This is a genomic window from Streptomyces sp. NBC_00846 (assembly GCF_045207325.1).
Classification (GTDB): Bacteria; Actinomycetota; Actinomycetes; order Streptomycetales; family Streptomycetaceae; genus Streptomyces.
Genome location: NZ_CP108846.1, coordinates 7,305,802 through 7,324,936, shown reverse-complemented (window position 1 = coordinate 7,324,936; position 19,135 = coordinate 7,305,802). Strand labels below are relative to the sequence as shown.

Below are 19,135 nucleotides of genomic sequence, written 5' to 3'. Positions count from 1 at the left end.
CAGGATGCGGTCTGCTGCGCGGCCGAGTACCTGGACCAGCCGGTCGCCCCGTACACCGTTGACATGCCGCTCGCCGACGCCAGGCCCAGCGGCTCGGGGAGACCGACTGGCAGGTCGTGCGCACACCCGGTCACACGCCTGGTCAGGCTTCCCTGCAAGCGTCATTCGAGCGTCAAGAATTCTGAACAGGCCCTGCCACCGTCGCCGGTCCAGCCGTTGGTTTTCCATGAAGCCGCAGGTCAGAACAGACTTGTTGACCAAACCGGCCTCTTGATCGCATGCACGGAGGGAAACAGGTCGAGCAACCCACCAGGGCCGCAAACCCGCAGGTCAGGCACCCTTCGCGGCAGGCTCAAGAATCGGCACACACTCCACGTGCGAGGTCATCGGGAACAGTTCGACGCGATGGGCGGCTCTCGACAACTGTCCGTCACGACGCCGCACCAGCTTGGCGACGCCATGATGGATGGGCGCCTATTCCTGGCGACCGACCGGCTACCACTCGCCTTGGATACATCCAAGTCCATACGGCGCCATCCCTTGTCTCCGGAGGCTGCCTCCAATAAAGGTTGAACAGCGGCGGGGCTGCCATACGGCCCGGCCGCCGCCCCGGTTAGTCCGGGCACCTAGTACTCCAGCCGGACTTCTTCATTAGCGCTGGTCAACGGCTTGGGCGTGGGGAGTGTAGCGGGCTGGGACGGGGGTGGGGCGGTGTTTGTGGGGTCGTCCCACGAAGGTGTGGCCGCGCTGCTTGTCGTGGCAACGTTCCGGGCAGCTCGCTCGCATGAGTGATGAACCAACGGGCGTGTGGGAAGAGGGACTTGCTGAGCTGCTCTTGCGGATCGGAAGACGTTTTGCCCGCGTGGAATCTCGGCGCCGGGTGCGGGACTACCTCCGTGGACTCCTTGGTCCGGTAGGCCGCAAGAACGGCTGGGTGCGCCACGAGGCGCCATGTGACCGAGTGGAGGTGGAAGACCTCGACCGCCGGGCCGTCGCAGCGGCCGGGTAGAAGCTGAGGGCAGTCCGAGCCGGGGAACGCCGGTGAGGACGGGAAGCAGCCCTGACAACGCCGGGACGGCGCGGTACTGCCAGACGCGTCGGGTTCGGCAAGCAAGGCCAGAAGGCGTACGAAGAGGAATCCGTGTAAAGCCCCGTAAGTCTTGCACCGGGCTCCAATCTGGCGGATATGGGCCCGGGGTGCAGTGCGTGACCGCTCGCTTCGACAGGGACGGTCAACTCCGAAGCCGGTCTCCAACTGCCGGTGGGGAGGCCACGCTGAAGGTCTGCGGCGTAGGCGTGGTGATGCTGCCGGGGTAGTAGCGGGACGCCGACCTGGCCGATCGGCACATGGTGAACGTGGGAACCGCCTGCGGTCGCCCCCGTTTTCCCGGCATCCGGTCCGGAGACGCCTTGGCGAAGTCGCGGTAGCGCTCAGGCACGACGACGCCCCGGCGGGGTGGTGCTTGCTGGCCGGGGCGTCGTCGTGTCACGAGGTGTCACAGTCTCTAGGGGGCGAGATAGACGGAGCGCTGCTCACCATGCATTATTCGCACCGTCTGGACTGTGTGGACTGTCGTGAACGGGTCCTACCACCTGTGCCAGGTGGGACCGTCGCGGCCCAGGGCGGACAGCCGTCTCGCTATCAGTGGCCGGGCGCAGCGCCTTCGAAACGCACGCCCCTGAAAGACCCTGAAAGATTCAACTGCGCTGGTCAGAGGCGACTGAAGCTGCATCGCTCCAGGTCAGCGCGACGTGGTAGACAACTTCATGGCGTGATCCACCGGTTCAACGAGGTCGGGCTGGACGAATCCATGCAGACCGAACACAAGATCCGGAACGCCCACGGTCCAGAGTCAACGAACCGGTTGGCGGGACAGCCACTCTTTCTGGTCAGTCCAGTAGGAACCTGAGCCACGGCAGACTACGAATCCACCTCACTCTGACATCACCAACGACGCGTTGGGCGGCATGGGTAGCGACTTCGCTACCGTCCCGTCATGGCTCATGTCCCCGGCTACCAGACGGGTCAACATTGTGGGATCACCACAACACACCCTGTTCCCCCTAGGTGAGACCCCGGCCCCTGGTGGGCCATGCGCAAGTACCCCGCGTTCGCTCAACTGCCACGAGTCAGGAAAAGCTCCAGCCCCAGGTGCCCAGTCCGCTCATCACAGACAGCAGACCAGCCAGGTCATGACCCGACAGCGCCTGACACCTCGTCAGTAAAGTCAGCATTGGGTCAGCATTAGGTCTACTAAAGCTACTCACACACGACCACACTTTGGAATCCCGGGCACGTGCGGCGGAAGCTTCCGGAGGAGCGCTGGACCGATTCCGCTTCTGAGCATGGGACCGAGCTGCCGCGACCAGGAGCGCGCCCGAACCCGGCCACATCAGTGCAGCTCAGCGCACCCTTCCCCGCGGTTTCAGCGCCACAGGCGGCAGTTCAGGAGCGGGGAGTCGGCCTCCGTCGTAGCCATACACTTCCCCGAACCGGGCACCGTCCGCCCAGTCCGCACGCGCCTGTGCGATATCCTCGTGGGACCGCCCGATGAAGTTCCACCACATCTCACCCCGCTTCAGCGTTTCCCCAGGTCAGACGCGTTTGAGTCCGCGAGGGGTCAGCAAAAGGTCAGCATCGCGACGGGATGGTTCCCTGCGACCTTGGTGCGGCAGCGTGCCGCCCAGCCTCAGTCGGTCAGGCCGACGTCCAGGAGCTTGGCCGCCTTGCCTAGCGAGCCGGGCATGAGATGACGGTAGATCTTGAACGTCACGTCGATACTCTTGTGCCCCATCCACTCAGCCACGTCGGTGATGGGAATGCGATTGGACAGGCAATTCGAGGCGAAGAAGTGCCGGAACCCGTACATGACCATCCCCTCAGATATATCCACTTCCCCGGCCCTCTTTATCCTCTGCCACTGGTTCGAAAGGTAGTAGTACGGGAACGTCTTCGCGGGATCCGCCGGGTGCCTGAGAAGGTAGCCGTCTACGGTTCCGTGCTTCTCCGCGTACCATTCGATGGTTTCCTTAATCCTCGACGGCAGCGGCACGTCACGGTATTCCCCAACCCTGCGGTGTTTGAGTCGCCCGTTCTGCCTGGTGGTTTGGTTCACCTGCTCGGTGATTCGGTATACGTCATCGACAACGATACTATTTATGCTCACCGCCGCCGCCTCTCCGTTGCGCATCCCGCAGCCGCTCATGAGATCCGCTATCAAACGGAAGGTGTCGTCACCGGCGGTGCGTATCCTTTGAAGTTGCACCACAGAAGGAATAACAGCACGCTGAGGATCATACTGGGGAGGCTTGACCCCCTCCAGCGGGTTCCCTCCGAATACGCCCAGCCTGTGCGCATCGAGAAGAATCGCCTTCAGCTTGTCATACGCATTGGCCTGAGCCGCAAGACCGACACCATTGCGCTCCAAGGTCTGAATGAATCGGTCCACGACCTTGTGATCAAACGAATCCATTCGGCGACTGCCGAGTGCCGGAAGAATCCTGGAGATCGGGCACGTCCGGTTCGGGAGGCGGGCCGGGGAAACCCACCGACGGCAACGTCGGCAGGGCGCCCCGGTCCGACCTCACAGCATCGCCGAGTGGGCCGGGGAGGCGAGTCCGCACGGCATGCAGCACCTGCTCGGCCGGGCCTCCTGGGATGCCGATGCCGTCCGCGACAACGTGCGCGACTACGTCATCGAACACCTCCGCGACGAGGCCGGGGTGCTGGTCGTCGACGAGACCGGCGACCTGAAGAAGGGCACCCACACCGTCGCCGTCCAGCGCCAGTACACCGGCACCGCGGGCAGGATCGAGAACGCCCAGGTCGCCGTCTACCTCGTCTACGCCGGCGAGCGGGGACACGCCGCGGTGGACCGTGAGCTGTACATCCCGCGCTCCTGGACGGGCGACCCGGACAGCTGCCGGGCCGGGGGCCTGGGCGAGGACACCGTCTTCGCCACCAAGCCGGAACTGGCCGCCCGCATGATCGGCCGGTTCCTCGACGCCGGGCACCCCGTGGACTGGGTCACCGGTGACGAGGTCTACGGCGGCAACCCGAAGCTGCGCTCCGCGCTGGAAGAGCGCCAGGTCGGCTACGTGCTCGCCATGGCCTGCTCGGCCGAAGCCACCACCAGCGCCGGGAAGTTCCGCGCCGACGCCCTGGCCGCGAAGGTGCCCAAGCGGGCCTGGCAGAAGCTGTCGGCAGGGGCCGGCGCCAAGGGGCACCGCTTCTACGACTGGGCCGTCATCGATCTCACCGAGCCCGGACCCGGCCATCGTCAGCTGCTGATCCGCCGCAACCGCACCACCGGTGAACTTGCCTACTACCGCTGCTGGTCACCGGCCCCGGCACCCCTGGCCACGCTGGTACGGGTCGCCGGGTCGAAATGGCGGGTGGAGGAGACCTTCCAGGCCGGAAAGGGCCTGGCCGGGCTGGACGAACACCAGCTCCGTCGCTTCACCTCGTGGTCCCGCTGGGTGACCCTGGCCATGCTCGCCCACGCCTTCCTCGCTGTTCTCCGCGCCGACGAGCACGCCCGCACCCCCGCCCCGGACGGGCTGATTCCGCTCACCTGCAACGAGGTCCAGCGACTGTTCATCACCCTCGTCGTCCAGCCTGCCCACGACGCGGCCCACCGGCTCCGCTGGTCCACCTGGCGACGCCGCCATCAGGCCTGAGCCCGGGCCGGCCATTACCGCCGGCAAGCTGCGAATCAGACATGACGATCATGCTCTACGGCTGGAGCACCAAGGGCGGCTCAGGAGTAGGGGAACTCCTGGTCCGCCACCCGGATGGTCTCGTCCATCCGTAGGACGACGCAGCTCACAGTCCCGGACTCGACGATCAGGATGTCGGGCACGTACGACTCGTAGAAACGGAGGTACCCGATGGGGCCCGCGGTCGTCGTCCGCGCTCCGAGCCATAGCACGAGCCTGCGCAGATCATGGAACCCGTCGGGATGCGCCTCCTGCCGCACGGTCAACGCCCACCCCCCATGGACCGAACGCAACTCCGCCACCTGGAGGCCTCCGATGCGCGATGCTGGCCCTCGGCCGTCCCAAAGGGGAACCTCGTACCCTTCGTCCTGCCGACCACCTTCCTCCGCCAAGTGCCAGCGGAGCAGGTCGAGATCGCGGGACGAGAGGGAGTCCGGCAGGTCGAGCGTGAGTTGGAGTTCATAGGTGTCAGCCACGGCCACAAGCCTACGATCCGGTGATCGTCTCGGCGACGTGCGATGTAGTCGGGTTCGTGTCAGTGGAGTGGCCGGCGGTCGTCGTCGGCCGTCTTCCCGCCGGCCGCGGCGGGGGCGCGTGATGGTCCGCCGCTGACACCGGGGTGGCACAGGCACCGGGTTTCGCTGTCATGAGGCGGTGTATCCCCAGGTGGTTCGCTGACATGAAGCCGAGAGATCGCAGCAGGGTCAGGTGCTTCAACCGAAGTAGCTGCTGCAAGGCGCGACGCCGCCATCAGGCCCAAGCCGGCCATTACCTCCGGCAAGCCTCAAATCCGACGTGAATATCACGATCTACGGCTGGAGTATTAGGTGAGCCACTCGTCGAACGAGAATGCAACGGCTTGACGGGTGAGCTCTTCTTCGACCAGGTGCATTCCGCTGCTGCTCCGCGTGGGCTCGGTCTTCACTTCGTAGGGCACTACAGGCCAGATCGGGTCACCTCCGGGCAGTGACATGAAGCCCCCGAATCGCATGTCGCCAACGAACCAGACGAGGCCGCGGCCGTCTGTCATTCCCATCCACACGGAGTCGGGAAGAAGAGCACGGAAGGCGCGAGCTGTGGTGCCGTCAGGAGCGAGAAGCAAGAGTAAGCGACCGCCTCCTTCGATGGTCCCCTCGACGCGGCAAGGCCACGTCTGCCAGGGGGCAGATAATGCCGCCGCCTTCGCCGTCTGTAACTGTCCTACGACTGCTTTCGCGTGGGCGGGTACCAATCCGGCTATGCCAAGACCGAGGAAGCCCCCGACGAAGATGAGCATCGGTGTGATATCCCAATCCGACACCAGGAAACCAACGAAGACGAAGGCAAAGAACACCCCGAATCCATAGTTGTTGCCTTTGCCCTCCTGCTCCTCCGCCTGTTCTTTCCGGCTTTCGATAGCTGTGTCCATCTCCTGCCGGAGATCAGGCGTCATGGTCTGAGCTGGTTGCGATGAGACCTGGTAGCCGAACTCTTCCGCCAGCACATTTCCCCCCAGGGCGCCTAGTTTGACCTGCCTGCCCATTGAACCCGCAGGCCGCAGCGGTAGCTAGTACTCCAGCCGTAGATCGTGACCTGTGTGACTGGGGTGCCTCGTGTTACCTCTGTGGAGGCAATCCGGTTGGCCGATCACCAGTACCACAGTTCAAGAATCTCGGGCCAGATCAGATGTGACGACGGTCCGTCGAAGGCGGCCGGATCGATCTCTTTGACCTCGGCGGCGAGCCGGTGGAAATAGGCCGGAACTGCCCCTTCTTCCTGTTCCTCCAACTCGTCGCCTGTCTCGAGGATGTTGGACTGGGTCAGGTTCAGCCCGTAGTGGTGCAGGCACTTGAGCCACAGTTCGACGCTGGAGTTGGCGAACCACGGTTCACCGCCAGGCAGGACGTAGTACACAGTGCCGGTTCTCGGCTCGACTCCGAATGCCCACAGGAGGCCGGGAACCAGGTTGCGGTGATGGTTGGCAGTCAGTTGGTCAGGGTTTCGGCGTAGTCGGCGGGCGTCCGTTTCGTGATCACTTGAGATGAAGAGAGGGCGAGCGGACGGTTCCTGCTCACGTCCGTTGCGCTTCGGAGTCCTTGCGTCTCTCCTGCACCGTCGGGTGGAGCAAGCTGGCTGCGCTAGGAGATGATCCCGTGCGTGGCTGAAGAGGCAGGTACAGATGCGGACGACGCTTGTGCATGGGCTGAGCGACTGGGGTGGGCGTTCGGACTTATAGCGGAGGATCCGGCTGCGAGAGGTACAGCGCTCGTCCATCTGGCGGAGGCCCGGAGGAAGGTCGCGGACGCGCGCGCCCGGTACTACGAGTTGTGGCGGCTGACGCGGCCCCTGGGAGTGGACGAGCGGTACCGGGAGTCTGCCTTTTTGCAGGCGCGCCGGAGGTATCAGCAAGCCCAGAGGCGTTCACTGCCTGATGGGGTGTGGGGTGGTCCTGTGGGTGGGGATCTGGCGACGTGGCCGGGGCTGCCCTATGTGTTGCTCTTCCTGGAGTGGGAGGCGAAGTACCCGCGGGAGTGGACGCGGCATGCGAAGGCGTGGGGTACGAAGGAGAGCCTGATCCGGGAGGTGGCCCGTGCTCGCCAGGAGGAGGCGATCAAGGCGAAGCTCACCGACCTGGTCGAGATCGTCGTCCACCGGGCGTATCGCTGCAAGGATCGCGAGTACGTGCGGGTTGCCCGGGCTGTCGACAGCGCTGACCTACGGGGCAGGCTCGATCGTGCAGTCGATTCGGACAGTTCGTGGGCCCGGTGCCATGCCGGGTATGTGCTCTGGCTCCTTGACCGCCCTGACCTGCCGAACACCCGTCATGTCTGGCAGACCTGGGTGGCAGGCGGGGCTGCGGCGTTGATGTGACCGGGGGACGATACAGGGAAGGTTCCCGTGATCATGGAGTGTTCTACGCCCCGTGACCTGCCTGGAAGACCGTGCCTGCCGACGCTTCATCCCTGATTCCGCCTGCCCTTGACCGGCTCCGCGAGCAGTCCGACGTCGGGCCCGGGGAGGTGCCCGGCCTGCTGGAGCGGCTGGCTCAGGTGCCGGATCCGCGCGATCCGCGCGGCGTGCGCCATGCCCTGGCCGTCGTGCTCACGCTAACCGCGTGCGCGGTGCTGACCGGCGCGACCTCGCTGCTGGCGGTCGGCGAGTGGATCGCGGACGCGCCGGCCGCCAACCAAGGCGGCATCGACGACGCCGGCTTGCCCAGGTTCACCTTGGGCTTGCCCGCGCCGTCGGCGGCAGGCTTGCCCGGGTCAGCGGCGCAGGCGCGAGAACCATCCGCTGGCCTTCTCCTTGGGCACGGCCGCCTGGTCCTGCTCTTGCTTCTGCTCGTGCACGGCCTGCCCCTGCCCTTGGTACCGGTGCACGTTCGACCACGCTTGGTCTACTTCGTTGTACCGCTGGTCGCAGTCCCCGCACAGAGTCGGGTTGGGCTCTTGGGGGAGGACACCCCAGCCGACGCGCTCGGTCGCCTTCCACCGGTCATCGGTGAACGCGGCACCGCACTCGGTGCAGACGGGACGGCGGGTCGAGCGCTGGAAATCATGCTGCTCCGCCCCGCGGCGCCCCGGCTCACAATGCTCCTGCCTACCGGCCGCCTGGGCTTCGACGGCGACGGCCCTGTGCCTGCAGTCGTCGCACAGGTGCGGATGGGTGTCCTTCCGCCTCCCTCAGTCCGTGGCGTGAACCGCCGCCCAGCGGTCGTTGGTGAACCTCGCTCCGCAGCCGGTGCAGACGGGACGGCGGGCCTCACGCTCGGCTTCCTGCTTCGCGGCCTGCTCCTGGGCCGCCCGCCGCACCTGTGCCTGGTACTCCTCCTGACGGGCCCGGTTCTCCGCCGCCTCGCGGGCGTGGGCGGCATCGAGGCGGGGGTTACCGATCGCCTCCAACAGGGTCTGCGAGTAGTCGCGTCCGAAGGGGCCGAAGACAGGACCAGCCGGGCCGTGCTTGCGCAGGTTGTTCAGCCCGACCACGACGATCGGGATCTTGTTGTCGTAGAGGTGGTAGCCGCCACGCTGCCGCTCCCCCTGCCACAGGTGGCGGGTGAGCTCCATCAGGCGCGGGGCGGTGCGGTTGGGGTTGCGCTCGCCGATCCGGTTGAACACCAGCAGGACCGGCGGATACGGCTGGTCCCCGGGCCGGTCGGTGGGGGCGTGCCATCGGGTGCGCCACATCGGCCGCTCACGGCCGTCGGTGTCCTTCACCTTCCGCCGGAAGAACCTGGCGTACTTCTCCAGCTTGTCGGCGAGCTCCTCCGCGGTCTCGTGGCAGTTGTCGACCTCGATGAACAGCAGCGGCATGTTGTCCTGCGGGGCGGTGAGGACGATGTCGGCCTGGGCGCCGCCCTTGCCAGGCGTACTCCAGGTGCCGGTGGCGGGCAGCGGGACCTCGGTGAAGTACGAGGCGATGCTGCCGACTCCTCGGGGTGTGTCGACGGCGGCCTGGGCGGCTGCCCGGACTTCGGGCGGATCCTCAGCGAGCTTGGTCATGTTCGGCTTCGGGCGCGGGTCTGTACAGCGGGCGGCACCCCTCAGGGTGCCGCCCGCCGCACGTGATGACCGACCGATCCAGGGACGCGACCGATGACCGGTACAGGGCGTGACCGATGACCGATCTCGGATCGGCCATCGGTCAAACCGCACGTCAAAGGCGGCGGAAAACAGCCGCCAGCGACTGCCGACCACTCCACTGACACGAACCCAACACATCGCAGCTGCGGAGCAGCGCCTGGCGCACTGGTTCGTCCTACCTACCCGGCCACTGCGCCGTGTCCGGTCTACACCGGCACCCGCGCCGCCTACGGAACGGCACGCGCGCCGGTGAAGTTCACAGGGATCGGACCATCAGGAATCGCTCCGGAGGCCGAGTTGAACGGCGGCCAGGGCGACCGCGGCGGTCACGCTGAGGCCTTCGCCATCGTCTTGGCCGGCCTCGGCCCGCAGAGCCTCGGCCCGTGCGGCGAGACGTGCGGCGAGGGTGCGTTGGGGGTCAGTGAGGTTCCGGCAGCCACGTACCCGGCCCGCGTAGTGGTCCATCCGGGCACCGTAGAACCACACACGCCTCTACGGGCACCGAACACGCGACGACACGAGGAAGCGACAACCGTCGCGGGGGGCTTCTCGTAGGGGGTGAGGCGGTTTACAGCAGGGTTTCGCCTCCTTCGGGAAGGGAGGATTCCAGCGAGAAGCGGGGTTTCCTGTTCGCTGTGCTCTGCGGCCAGCGGACCCCTGCGGCAGTGAAGTCGTCCAGCGTGGTGATACCGCGGGTGAGGATGGCCTCCAGGGTCTGGGCCTGCTGGGGTTCGAGGTCGACCAGGCGGGTCAGCACGGAGAGCAGATCGAGGAACTCTCCGGTCCAGTCCGGATCCCACACGGTGGCGTTGACGTCGTCGAGCGGCGAGCTGCGGCGGCCGCCGGGTTCCTTCTTGCGGTAGTCGAACCATGACTTGATGACGTTGCGGCCACCGACCGCGTAGTCCCACACCTGCCGGGTGACCGGCCCGAACTCCCCGTCGCCCATGACGACGGCTTGACGGTCCGCGTCGTAGGCCAGGGTCTCCGGCAGCACTGTGACGGGCTTCTGATTGAGCGGGCGCTGTGGGTCGCCCACCGGCAGCCGCACGCTCCCCGCGGGCCGCCCCTCGCCGGTGACGCACTGTCCATAAGTGTGAAGCCACAGCACCTGACGGCCGAGGTCGACTGCCTTCTCCCAGAGTCCCGCGTCCGTCGTGACGGGGACGCGTATGCCGGGTGTGGTCAGTTCGTCAGCGAAGGTCCTGGTGAGCGGGGTGGGCAACGACGCCGGCGACGTAGGCGACGACATCCTCCGGGGCAACCTTGGCACCGAGGGTGCCGGTGAGCGCCGCGGTCAGCCCCGGTGCGAGGTTGGGGGTTCCCTCTGGGTGGAGGAATGGGAGGGTCCTGCCGCCCTCGGAGCCCTTGAAGTGGTCGAAGTCCGGGATCAGGGCGGAGAAGACCACGCCCGGTCCGGATCGGATGATCTTTCGGTGCTGCTCGACCATGAAGACCTGCCCGGGTATGCGTGCGGCCCACAGGTCGCGGCGGGGCATGTCCATCACACGGGGATCGGCGACCACCCATTGCCGGTCGAAGGCCCGGTACCCGACGCGCGCGACGGCGGGCTTGGGCGCGGTCTCCCGGATGAGGGGCTTCTCGGGCGTGGGGCTGGTGTCGTCACCGGGCAGGCGCGGTTTGATCTTCTTGAGGTTGGCGTCGCGGCCTTCCTTGAAAAGCATGGCTTTCCGCTCACGGTCTCCTTCACCGATGAGCTGGGACCACCGGCGCTCCAAGACGCCGCTGCTGGGCGCGTAGACCCAGGTGCGGGTCGGGAACACGCCGGGTGAGTACCAGGGCAGGAGGTCGTCGAGTGCCGGGTGGGTGTCCCACTGGCTGGTGCTGGCGGGGGTGAGGGGAGCCGTCCAGCCGATGCGGCAGTCACGCCATCCGTCGTCGTCGAGCTGGGTGGCGGCCAGGGCTTCGAACTTGCCGGCGCGGCGCCCGGTGAGGGCGCGGTGGCGGATGCGGGCGGGTGTGGTGTTGTCGGTACCGGTGCGGCGGACAAAGATGCCGATGGCCAGGGGCTGGCGTACGCCGGGGAAGATGCGGGTCGGGATGTCCGGGGTCTGGCCTTCGGGGGTGCAGTCGATGATCCATCCCTCGGAGGCGTAGCGGCGCAGGTAGGTGCGCATGCCTGCGAAGGCGGGGCCGGTGAGGTAGCCGGAGGTGGTGATGAAGGCGATGACGCCGAGGTCGCCGTCGTCGGTGGCGGGGGTGGATTCCCAGGCTTTCCAGGTGGCCCAGCGCCAGAAGAAGACGTACAGGTTCTTCAGTTTGGCCTTGAAGCGGCTCATCCCGGGGACGATCCAGTCGTCCAGGATGGGTTTGTTGCCTTTCTTGCTTTTCAGTTCCAGGCCGCCGTTTTCGACCCAGCCGCCGGCGCCGTTGGCGAGTTCGGCGTAGGGCGGATTGCCTATGACGACCGTGACATTCGCCCGGGCTTTGATCTCGTTGGCCTTGCGGCGGGAGGTCGCGATGAGCTGGAGGGAGGAGCGGAGCTGGGTCTCGGCCGCGTTGGGGTCATCGAGGGTGTCGGTGACGAACAGTTTGAGTCCGCCGTCCGGTGGGGCGGCCTGGTAGCGGTTAAGCTGTTCGGCGGCCCGCAGCTCGGCCACCGCGTAAGGGCCCATCTGAAGTTCGAACCCGGCGACGCGTTCGGCGGCCCGGGTGATGGCGCCGGAGACGGCGCCCGGCCCGTCATGGGCGGCGGCGTTCGCCGCGATCCGCTCGAGCACCGCGTGCAGATAGGTGCCCGTTCCCATGGCCGGGTCGACCGTGAAGACCCCGGGGTCGGCGAATCCCCGTGGCTTGCCGAGGCGGGTGACCAGGACGTCGTCGGTGAGCCTCACCATCTGCTCGACGACCTCGATCGGCGTGTAGTACGAACCGGAGCGCTTCCGCAGCGCGGAGTCGTACTTGTCGAGGAAGTGCTCGTACAGGTGCAGGTAGGTATCGCGGCCGCCGCGGCGGATCCGGTTCCAGTCGACCGCGTCGACCGTGCGGGCCAACAGGTCGAGCGTGACGCGGAAGTCCCGGGCCACGTCGTCGGTAAGTAGCTGCAGCGCACGCCCCATCAGGGAGTGGTCGGCGCGGAGCTTCTCACCGATCGTGTGGAGGGACTCGCCGAAGACGGTGATGCCCTCGGTACGGGCCAGCAGCAGGGCGAATGACACGGTCTGCGCGTACCCGTCGGCGAACGTCGCCTCGTCTGCGTGGGGGAAGAGCATCGCCCGCCACTCGGCGGCCAACCCGAGGAAGGGCTGCAGGCGCTCGTCGGCGCCGCCCCGCACGGCCGCGTGCTCAGCCTCCAGCTGGTCCCGTACCTCCCCGCGCAGCAGCCGCGTCATCCGCGCGATGGCCGTCACCAAGCTGTTGAGACTAGTGATCGGTACCGGCTTCCAAACCAGGAAGTCCGCCAGCAGCGCCTCGAAATCCGGCGGAGTGGTCACCGTCCCGTCGTAGAGGTCGCCCGTGAAGTGCACCGTGCGCCGGTGCTCGCCGTCCTGGTACAGGCGCCACTCGGTGCCGTTGGTGTACAGCAGGTTCGGCAGGTCCTGCTGCCGCTCCCACTGCACCTTGTCGTGCCCGCGCAGCGCGGTCGGGGCGATGGCCTTACCGGGTGCCTTGACCTCGATGTATCCGGTGATCGCCCCGTCGATGCTGACCCCGTAGTCCGGCCGCACACGCCGCTCGGTGTCACGCACCTCATCGTGGAAGACGGCCCGCACCCCCAGCTCAGGCCCGGCCGCCCGCAGCAGACGCTCCAGTGGCGTACGTAAAGCAGCCTCCGCCTCCCCCGGACCGGCAAGCTTCTGCGCACACTCCACACCGAACCCCTTGACGGCTCCGGCAAGCCAACGCGGTATCTCTCCCATGACACTCCCCTAACCGAACAAAAAATGATCATGTCAGATCAACCGATCATTCTTATCCGAGCGTCAGAAACACTTTCACTATGACCAATTGGTGCGGACAGCACTCGCTGCCGACCAGGCGACCGCAACAGGACCACCGGCCTTCACAGGTGCAGTGGCCGAGGCGGTAAGCTTGGTCTTTAACTTTGGGCCGCTGCAGAGTGCCTGCCGGTGGGTGGAATTGAGGTGCATGCTGGCATGCGTACTGGTCAGACTCGCAGGCATGACTGAGAAGATCACTCGTATCAATCCCGAGCAGTTGCATCAGACGCCTGGCTACCACCATGTCACCGTGGTTGAGGCCGGCCGCGCGGCCCATCTTGCGGGGCAGTGTCCGCTTGATGGAAATGGTGCCCTCGTCGGAGCCGGCTCCTTTGAGACACAGGTCGACCAGGTTGTGGCGAACGCGTCCGTTGCTCTCGCGGCCGTGAGCGCTCGGCCGCAACATGTAGTGCAACACCGTTGCGTTAGCGCCGTGAGCGGCTATTGAGGCCGTGGTCGAAGAACGCGACGGTGGTGCGGACGGTGTAGTTCTGGGCCTTCTGGGGGTGCTGTCCGGCGTTCGGTCCGTACTTGCTGGTGGGGTTCTTGCGGGTGCGGGCCTTCACTCGTTGCCGTCGGTGGGCGGGCAGGAGGGCGTCCAGGGCCGCGTGGCCGATCGTGCCGACCAGGTCGACGAGGGTGTTGGGGAAGATTCCATGGCCGGCGGTGACGGTGTCGGTTGCGGCGGCCAGCAGGACGGTGAAACTGATCCGTTCCATGGGTACTTCCGGCCGACCGGTCAGGGCGTCGTCGCCGGCGCGGATCAGAGCCTGGTAGGCGGTGAGCAGGGCGTAGACCTCCTGGTCGAGGCCATCGATGCTGCGGGAGCGCAGGACGCGGCCGTCGAGCATCGTGGCCTTGATCGAAAAATACGTGGTTTCCGCCTGCCATCTGCGGTGATAGAGCTCAACGAGCTCGGCGGCCGGAAAACGGACGGGGTCCAGCAGGTTGGTGATCAGCCGCCACTGCTCGGTGCGGACGGTGCCATCGGCCAAGGTGATGGTGAGGGTCGCCTCGATCACGCGCACCGGCAGCAGTACCCGCAGGACGCCGTAGCCGATACGTGCGATGTAGGAGCCGTCGCCCAGGTGCTCGGCGGGGGTGGGGACACGGCGGGCCCCGGAGCGCACCAGGAACCGCGCCCCGCTCTGATGGACGGCATCAAGGAACTCGTTGCCGTCGAAGGCCGCGTCGGCCAGCAGGAGCATTGTCTCGTCCAGGGCGGTCAGGAGCCGCTTGGCATAGGGGAGTTCACCCTCGGACTCCGGTCCGAAGGCGGCGGCTATGAGCGCGCGGGTGCCGCACTCGACCAGGGTCAGCAGCCGCAGGAGCGGATAGCCGAACTCCAGACCCTCCCCGGCCCGTTTGGGGTAGCGCCAGGTGAGCGTCTCGTCGTCGGGGGTGTGCAGCAGGGTCCCATCGACGGCCACCGTGCGCAGGCCCCGGTAGAAGGACCCGTCCTGCCCGGGGCGGGCGACGGGCCCGGCAAGCGTCTCGAACAGACGCCGCAGAGGTGCGGCCCCCACCCTGCGCCTGGCCCGCGTCAGCGAGGAGACCGCGGGACGCACCAGGGCCAACGGGGTCAGGGCGGCGGTCAGTTTGGACCACACCATGCGGTACGAGCGGTGCTCGAACAGCGCGAGAGCGAGCACGAAGTACACCACCACCCGCGAAGGCAGCAGCCGCAGGCGCTTCTCGCGCCGACCGGTCTCCTCCAGCACCGCGTCCACCAGCGCAAAGTCCACGATCTGGGTCAACTCCCCCAGATGGCCCGGCGCGAACACACCCCGGGCTGTCTCGATCGTGGACGTGATGACAGACTTCTCCTGCAACGGGACCCCTGACCTTGATCGACTTTCTTCGCCGATCGTTGATCTATCAGGTGGTCCCGTTGCGCTGTTCAGCAGGGCTTGACGTACAGCTCAGGGGCCAAACGCAACGGCGTTGACATGTAGTGCGATCAGTGATCTACGTGCGGAGCGACGACAGGGACGTCCTGGGGGCTGTGTGGGATCGGCTCATCGACTCTGCCATCGGCCCGGCGTTCACCACCGCCAGCACGATGCTGGGCGTCACCCAGTTGGGCTTTTCCGGACAACTCGTCGAGGTGGATCTCACCGTGGCGCTGCCTGACTGATTCTGCTCGCCGACAGGTCTCGAACGACGTCTCGAACTGGGTCGCTCACCTGGGGGTTCGCCGGACGTGGGGGCGGCCTTCGTCTGATCCTGTGCTCCGACCAAGGTGCACGTGACCAAGACGAAGGCCGTGAGGGTGAGTCTGCTGTCTGATGCTGTTCGGAGGGAAGCGTTCGCGGAAGCGTCACGCTTCCGGGGCGAGTTCTACGCGTGTCTGACCGCCCGGCGCGATGAACTGTTCGAGCTGACGGACGCGGTGTTGTGCGCGGACGGCCCGGTGAAATCCCCGGTGGACTTGACGCTGCTGCCCGAGCATCGTCGTGGGCACGGAGCGATGTACGGCGGGCTGAACCACGGCCGGCTCGACGTCGGTCGGCTGCGGGCGGCGCTGGCCGGGCTGTCGCTGCCGCGTTTCGACGGCGGGCGCCTGGTCCTGGCGGTCGATGTGTCGCCGTGGCTTCGCTCGGACGCGCCGTGCTCGGCGGAGCGCCTGTTCTGCCACGTCTACGGCCGGGCGAAGACGGCATCGCAGTTCATTCCGGGCTGGCCGTATTCCTTCGTGGCCGTGCTGGAGCCGGGCGCCACGTCCTGGACTGCGATCCTGGACGCGGTGCGGCTCGGCCCGGCGGACGACGCGACCGCGATCACCGCCGCCCAGTTGAGGGGTGTCGTCGAGCGGCTCATTGCCGCGGGCCAGTGGCAGGCCGGGGATCCGCATATCGTGATCGTCAGCGATGCCGGCTACGACGTCACCCGCCTGGCCTGGGTCCTGCGCGACCTGCCGGTCGAGCTGGTCGGCCGGGTCCGCTCCGACCGCGTGATGCGTCTGCCGAAACCGCCGCGGGTCTACGACCCGAAGGGCGGCCGGCCGCCCAAGCACGGCCCGGAATTCCGCTTCACCAAGCCGGAGACCTGGCCCGAGCCCGCGATCACCACGGTCACCGACACCACCAACTACGGCAAGGCCGAAACCCAGGCATGGGACCGGGTCCACCCAAGGCTCACCCACCGCTCCTCATGGCTCGACCACGACGGCGAACTGCCATTGGTCGAGGGGATGTTGATCCGGCTGAAGGTCGAGCATCTGTCGAAGGACCGGGATGCCCCGCCGGTGTGGTTATGGTGCTCCAAGACCGGCGCCACCCCGGACGACGTGGACCGCTTCTGGCAGGCATTTCTCCGCCGCTTCGATCTGGAGCACACCTTTCGCTTCGCGAAGCAGACCCTGGGCTGGACCACTCCGAAACTCCGTACTCCCGAGGCGGCGGACCGCTGGACCTGGATCCTGATCGTCGCTCACACCCAGCTCCGGCTCGCCCGGCCGCTCGCCGCGGACCTCCGCCGGCCCTGGGAGAAACCCGCTACCTCCGACCGGCTCACCCCGGCCCGGGTCCGCCGGGGGTTCAGGAACATCCGCGCTCACCTCGCCTGCCCGACCCGTGTTCCCAAACCCCGAGGCGCCGGCCCCGGACGGCCACCCGGCGCCAAGAACAAACACCGGGCACCCCGCTACGACGTTGGCAAAACCGTCAAACGCCCCGAGACCCTCAAGGCCATCGGCAAGCCCGGAAGATCTTGGTAGATAAAGGACAAGGTAAGTGCGTGTTTTCAAAGTCCGGTGCCTGATCATTGGGCGGCTGTAGGTCGTCCCGAACTGGGGACGTCAGCGCCGGACGCGGTCTCTGTCACTCGACTGCAGAGCAGCGCATGCCACTTGGCTGAGACCGCGCAGCCGTGGTGGCTACGCCGTTTGACGGAATGCTGTTTCATTTGGAACGCGGGGTCTTCGGCGACAAAGCCGGTTGAGATGGTGCCCTTGGTGAGGAAGGGTCTGTGGTCATGGAGTACTTCTGCTACCACCGAGACCGGCTGGGCTCCCTCGCGTTACGCGAGGAGTTGCTGGAGGAGCACTGGTCCTACATGGACCGGTACGCGAAGGAGCTGATCGCTCGCGGTCCGACCTTCGCCGATGATGGTGAAACGCCCACTGGAAGCGTGCATATCGTCGATCTGCCCGATCCCGCCGCTGCCCGTGCGTTCGCCTTCGACGAGCCCAACTACCAGGCCGGTGCGTACCGGGACGTGCTGCTGCGCCGGTGGCGCAACGTGCTGGGGCGCACCATGTGGGATTTTCCCGGTGGCCGGAGCGGTGGCAACCGGTACCTGGTGCTCGGCCTCGGCGAGGGCCTGGCCGCAGACCTCGCCCTGCCGCCCGACCAGGACGAGCTGATCGCGTACGGGCCGCTGCTGTCCGACGAGGGCGACACATGGTTGGGTACGGCGGTGCTGCTCAGGGCCCCAAACCCGGATACGGCACGCGCCGCCCTGACTCCGGACCGGTACGCGGACATCGAGGTCCACGACTGGGAGTTCGGCGGGCGTCGATGAACCACGGAGGCACCGGGCCGATGCCATCTCCGGAGCGCATTGACCTGGGACAGGAGCGGTGACGGTGGCGATGCGGGCGGTTCCATTGGTGGGCGGGCCGGTGGAGTTACGGGGTGCACTGGACCTGGAGACCACAGCGGCAGGGGTGATGCCGCGCCGGTTGCCCGCGTGGACCAAGGAGCAGTACCAGGACCCGTCGGTCTACGGGGTGACCGTGATGCCTTCGGGGGTGCGGCTGGTGTTCCGCACCGATGCGCGCGCATTGGAGTTCGAGGTACTCACCTTCACCGGCCAGCTCGACGCCGACCCCCACCCTCGCCCAACCGGGATGCTGGAGTTGTTGGTGGACGGTGCCCTGACCGGGCGTCGGCAGGCGCCGGTGGGCAACGTGCTGCGGATGGCGGTCCCTGGGGCCGTACAGCGACTCATCCCGGGCAAGCCCGGGACCGTACGGTTCGCCGGACTGCCGGCCGGTATGAAGAACGTCGAGCTGTGGCTTCCGCAGCAGACCCCTACGGAACTGGTGGCACTGCGCGCTGACGGCGACGTGCTGGCGCCGCTGCCGGACGGGCGGCGCCGCTGGGTGCACCACGGCAGTTCCATCAGCCACTGCATCGAGGCTGACGGCCCGACCGGGACCTGGCCGGTGGTGGCAGCTGCGCTCGGAGGGGTGGAGGTGATCAACCTCAGCCAGGCGGGCAACGCGCTGCTGGATCCCTATGTCGCCCGGACGATCCGCGACACGCCCGCCGACCTGATCAGCCTGAAGGTGGGCATCAACATCGTGAGCCTGTCCGCCTTCCGGCTGCGGACGTTCGGCCCGGCGGTACACGGATTTCTGGACACGATCCGGGACGGTCACCCGGACACCCCGCTGCTGTTGATCTCCCCGGTGAGCTGTCCGGCCCTTGAGCAGGTTCCCGGCCCGACCGAGACCGGACCGGACGGGAGGATCGCTGCCCTGGGCGACCCGGCCGATGTGGCCGGCGGCGCACTGTCGCTGACGGTGGTCCGTGCCGAGCTGGCCCGGATCGCTGCGGCACGACAGGCGTCTGATCCTCACCTCCACTGTCTCGACGGACGAGCGCTGCTCGGCCCGGACGAGGCAGACGACCTGACCGACGGCCTTCACCCCACCGCCGCCGCGTACCGCCGAATGGGCAAGCGCTTTGCTGCCCACGCCTTCGCGACCGACGGTCCCTTCCGCTGAGCTGTTCTTGACCCCTCCGGTGTCGAAATGCGCTTCGAACTGGGCCGCTGGCCTGGGCATTCGCAGGACGCTGAGGCGGCCTTCGTCTGATCATGTGCTCCGACCCGGGACGCGTTAGGAGCGTCAGCTCGACCGCCGAGTGCATCGCACCCGGCGCA

At 67.0% G+C, this 19,135-nt stretch carries 15 protein-coding genes and 4 pseudogenes; 8 read left to right on the top strand and 11 right to left on the bottom strand.

Features of this window, described 5'->3' with window-relative positions:
* Positions 1–2,403: 2,403 nt before the first annotated feature.
* Positions 2,404–2,568 (bottom strand): annotated as a pseudogene (locus OG936_RS33475) (pirin family protein); the annotation flags it as partial.
* A gap of 122 nt (positions 2,569–2,690) precedes the next feature.
* Positions 2,691–3,449: a tyrosine-type recombinase/integrase gene (locus OG936_RS33470; RefSeq protein ID WP_406499640.1), complete on the bottom strand. Its 759-nt coding sequence runs from the start codon at positions 3,447–3,449 to the stop codon at positions 2,691–2,693.
* Between the two features lie 22 nt (positions 3,450–3,471).
* Between OG936_RS33470 and OG936_RS33465 the strand changes: the two genes are divergently transcribed.
* Positions 3,472–4,680 carry an IS701 family transposase gene (locus tag OG936_RS33465; RefSeq protein WP_406500720.1) on the top strand — a complete coding sequence of 403 codons (1,209 nt, stop codon included), beginning with the start codon at positions 3,472–3,474 and terminating at the stop codon, positions 4,678–4,680.
* 80 nt (positions 4,681–4,760) lie between these two features.
* Here the strand turns inward: OG936_RS33465 and OG936_RS33460 are convergent, their stop codons facing one another.
* From OG936_RS33460 to OG936_RS33450, 3 genes are all read right to left on the bottom strand, one after another.
* On the bottom strand, positions 4,761–5,195 hold the full coding sequence (locus OG936_RS33460; RefSeq protein WP_406384680.1) for a hypothetical protein: 435 nt from the start codon (positions 5,193–5,195) through the stop codon (positions 4,761–4,763).
* Between the two features lie 347 nt (positions 5,196–5,542).
* Entirely contained in the window at positions 5,543–6,202 is a 660-nt protein-coding gene (locus OG936_RS33455) for a hypothetical protein (RefSeq protein ID WP_406499639.1), read from the bottom strand.
* A 143-nt stretch (positions 6,203–6,345) separates the two neighbouring features.
* Positions 6,346–6,648, bottom strand: a complete 303-nt coding sequence (locus tag OG936_RS33450) for an SUKH-4 family immunity protein (RefSeq protein WP_406500719.1) — start codon at positions 6,646–6,648, stop codon at positions 6,346–6,348.
* A 501-nt stretch (positions 6,649–7,149) separates the two neighbouring features.
* On the opposite strand from OG936_RS33450, the gene OG936_RS33445 reads away from it, so the two are divergent.
* Positions 7,150–7,569 carry a hypothetical protein gene (locus tag OG936_RS33445; protein WP_406499638.1) on the top strand — a complete coding sequence of 140 codons (420 nt, stop codon included), beginning with the start codon at positions 7,150–7,152 and terminating at the stop codon, positions 7,567–7,569.
* Positions 7,570–7,655: 86 nt separating this feature from the next.
* Here the strand turns inward: OG936_RS33445 and OG936_RS33440 are convergent, their stop codons facing one another.
* Positions 7,656–7,784, bottom strand: a complete 129-nt coding sequence (locus OG936_RS33440) for a hypothetical protein (protein ID WP_266361589.1) — start codon at positions 7,782–7,784, stop codon at positions 7,656–7,658.
* Between OG936_RS33440 and OG936_RS33435 the strand changes: the two are divergent.
* Positions 7,749–7,823, top strand: a pseudogene (locus tag OG936_RS33435) (hypothetical protein); the annotation flags it as partial. The gene OG936_RS33440 and the pseudogene OG936_RS33435 overlap by 36 nt on opposite strands.
* A 558-nt stretch (positions 7,824–8,381) precedes the next feature.
* On the opposite strand, the gene OG936_RS33430 reads toward OG936_RS33435, so the two are convergent.
* From OG936_RS33430 to OG936_RS33415, 4 genes are all read right to left on the bottom strand, one after another.
* Complete coding sequence (locus OG936_RS33430; RefSeq protein ID WP_406500795.1) at positions 8,382–9,200, bottom strand: hypothetical protein; 819 nt, start codon at positions 9,198–9,200, stop codon at positions 8,382–8,384.
* A 354-nt stretch (positions 9,201–9,554) separates the two neighbouring features.
* Complete coding sequence (locus OG936_RS33425; RefSeq protein WP_406499637.1) at positions 9,555–9,746, bottom strand: hypothetical protein; 192 nt, start codon at positions 9,744–9,746, stop codon at positions 9,555–9,557.
* Positions 9,747–9,849: 103 nt separating this feature from the next.
* The gene (locus OG936_RS33420) at positions 9,850–10,533 is read right to left on the bottom strand and encodes a type ISP restriction/modification enzyme (RefSeq protein ID WP_406499636.1); all 684 of its coding nucleotides are present in this window, start codon (positions 10,531–10,533) and stop codon (positions 9,850–9,852) included.
* A complete protein-coding gene (locus OG936_RS33415; protein WP_406499635.1) occupies positions 10,475–13,162 on the bottom strand; it encodes a type ISP restriction/modification enzyme in 2,688 nt (895 codons plus the stop codon). The genes OG936_RS33420 and OG936_RS33415 overlap by 59 nt, the downstream gene beginning before the upstream one ends.
* A 262-nt stretch (positions 13,163–13,424) precedes the next feature.
* Here OG936_RS33415 and OG936_RS33410 point away from each other — a divergent pair.
* Positions 13,425–13,658: pseudogene (locus tag OG936_RS33410) on the top strand (Rid family hydrolase); the annotation flags it as partial.
* Positions 13,659–13,668: 10 nt separating this feature from the next.
* Here the strand turns inward: OG936_RS33410 and OG936_RS33405 are convergent.
* Complete coding sequence (locus OG936_RS33405) at positions 13,669–15,075, bottom strand: IS4 family transposase (protein ID WP_406497063.1); 1,407 nt, start codon at positions 15,073–15,075, stop codon at positions 13,669–13,671.
* A gap of 116 nt (positions 15,076–15,191) precedes the next feature.
* Between OG936_RS33405 and OG936_RS33400 the strand changes: the two are divergent.
* The 4 genes and pseudogenes from OG936_RS33400 to OG936_RS33385 all read left to right on the top strand — a co-directional run.
* Positions 15,192–15,380: pseudogene (locus tag OG936_RS33400) on the top strand (RidA family protein); the annotation flags it as partial.
* Between the two features lie 135 nt (positions 15,381–15,515).
* The gene (locus OG936_RS33395; protein WP_406500717.1) at positions 15,516–16,961 is read left to right on the top strand and encodes an NF041680 family putative transposase; all 1,446 of its coding nucleotides are present in this window, start codon (positions 15,516–15,518) and stop codon (positions 16,959–16,961) included.
* Positions 16,962–17,218: 257 nt separating this feature from the next.
* Entirely contained in the window at positions 17,219–17,767 is a 549-nt protein-coding gene (locus OG936_RS33390) for a YciI family protein (RefSeq protein ID WP_406499634.1), read from the top strand.
* 70 nt (positions 17,768–17,837) lie between these two features.
* Positions 17,838–18,977 carry a GDSL-type esterase/lipase family protein gene (locus tag OG936_RS33385; protein WP_406500716.1) on the top strand — a complete coding sequence of 380 codons (1,140 nt, stop codon included), beginning with the start codon at positions 17,838–17,840 and terminating at the stop codon, positions 18,975–18,977.
* Positions 18,978–19,135: the final 158 nt, after the last annotated feature.

Coding starts and splice junctions, on each gene's coding strand:
- OG936_RS33440 (WP_266361589.1), bottom strand. CDS start 7,784: ATGGCGCACGCCGCGCGGATCGCGCGGATCCGGCACCTGAGCCAGCCG.
- OG936_RS33430 (WP_406500795.1), bottom strand. CDS start 9,200: ATGACCAAGCTCGCTGAGGATCCGCCCGAAGTCCGGGCAGCCGCCCAG.
- OG936_RS33425 (WP_406499637.1), bottom strand. CDS start 9,746: ATGGACCACTACGCGGGCCGGGTACGTGGCTGCCGGAACCTCACTGAC.
- OG936_RS33420 (WP_406499636.1), bottom strand. CDS start 10,533: ATGTCGTCGCCTACGTCGCCGGCGTCGTTGCCCACCCCGCTCACCAGG.
- OG936_RS33415 (WP_406499635.1), bottom strand. CDS start 13,162: ATGGGAGAGATACCGCGTTGGCTTGCCGGAGCCGTCAAGGGGTTCGGT.
- OG936_RS33390 (WP_406499634.1), top strand. CDS start 17,219: ATGGAGTACTTCTGCTACCACCGAGACCGGCTGGGCTCCCTCGCGTTA.
- OG936_RS33385 (WP_406500716.1), top strand. CDS start 17,838: ATGCGGGCGGTTCCATTGGTGGGCGGGCCGGTGGAGTTACGGGGTGCA.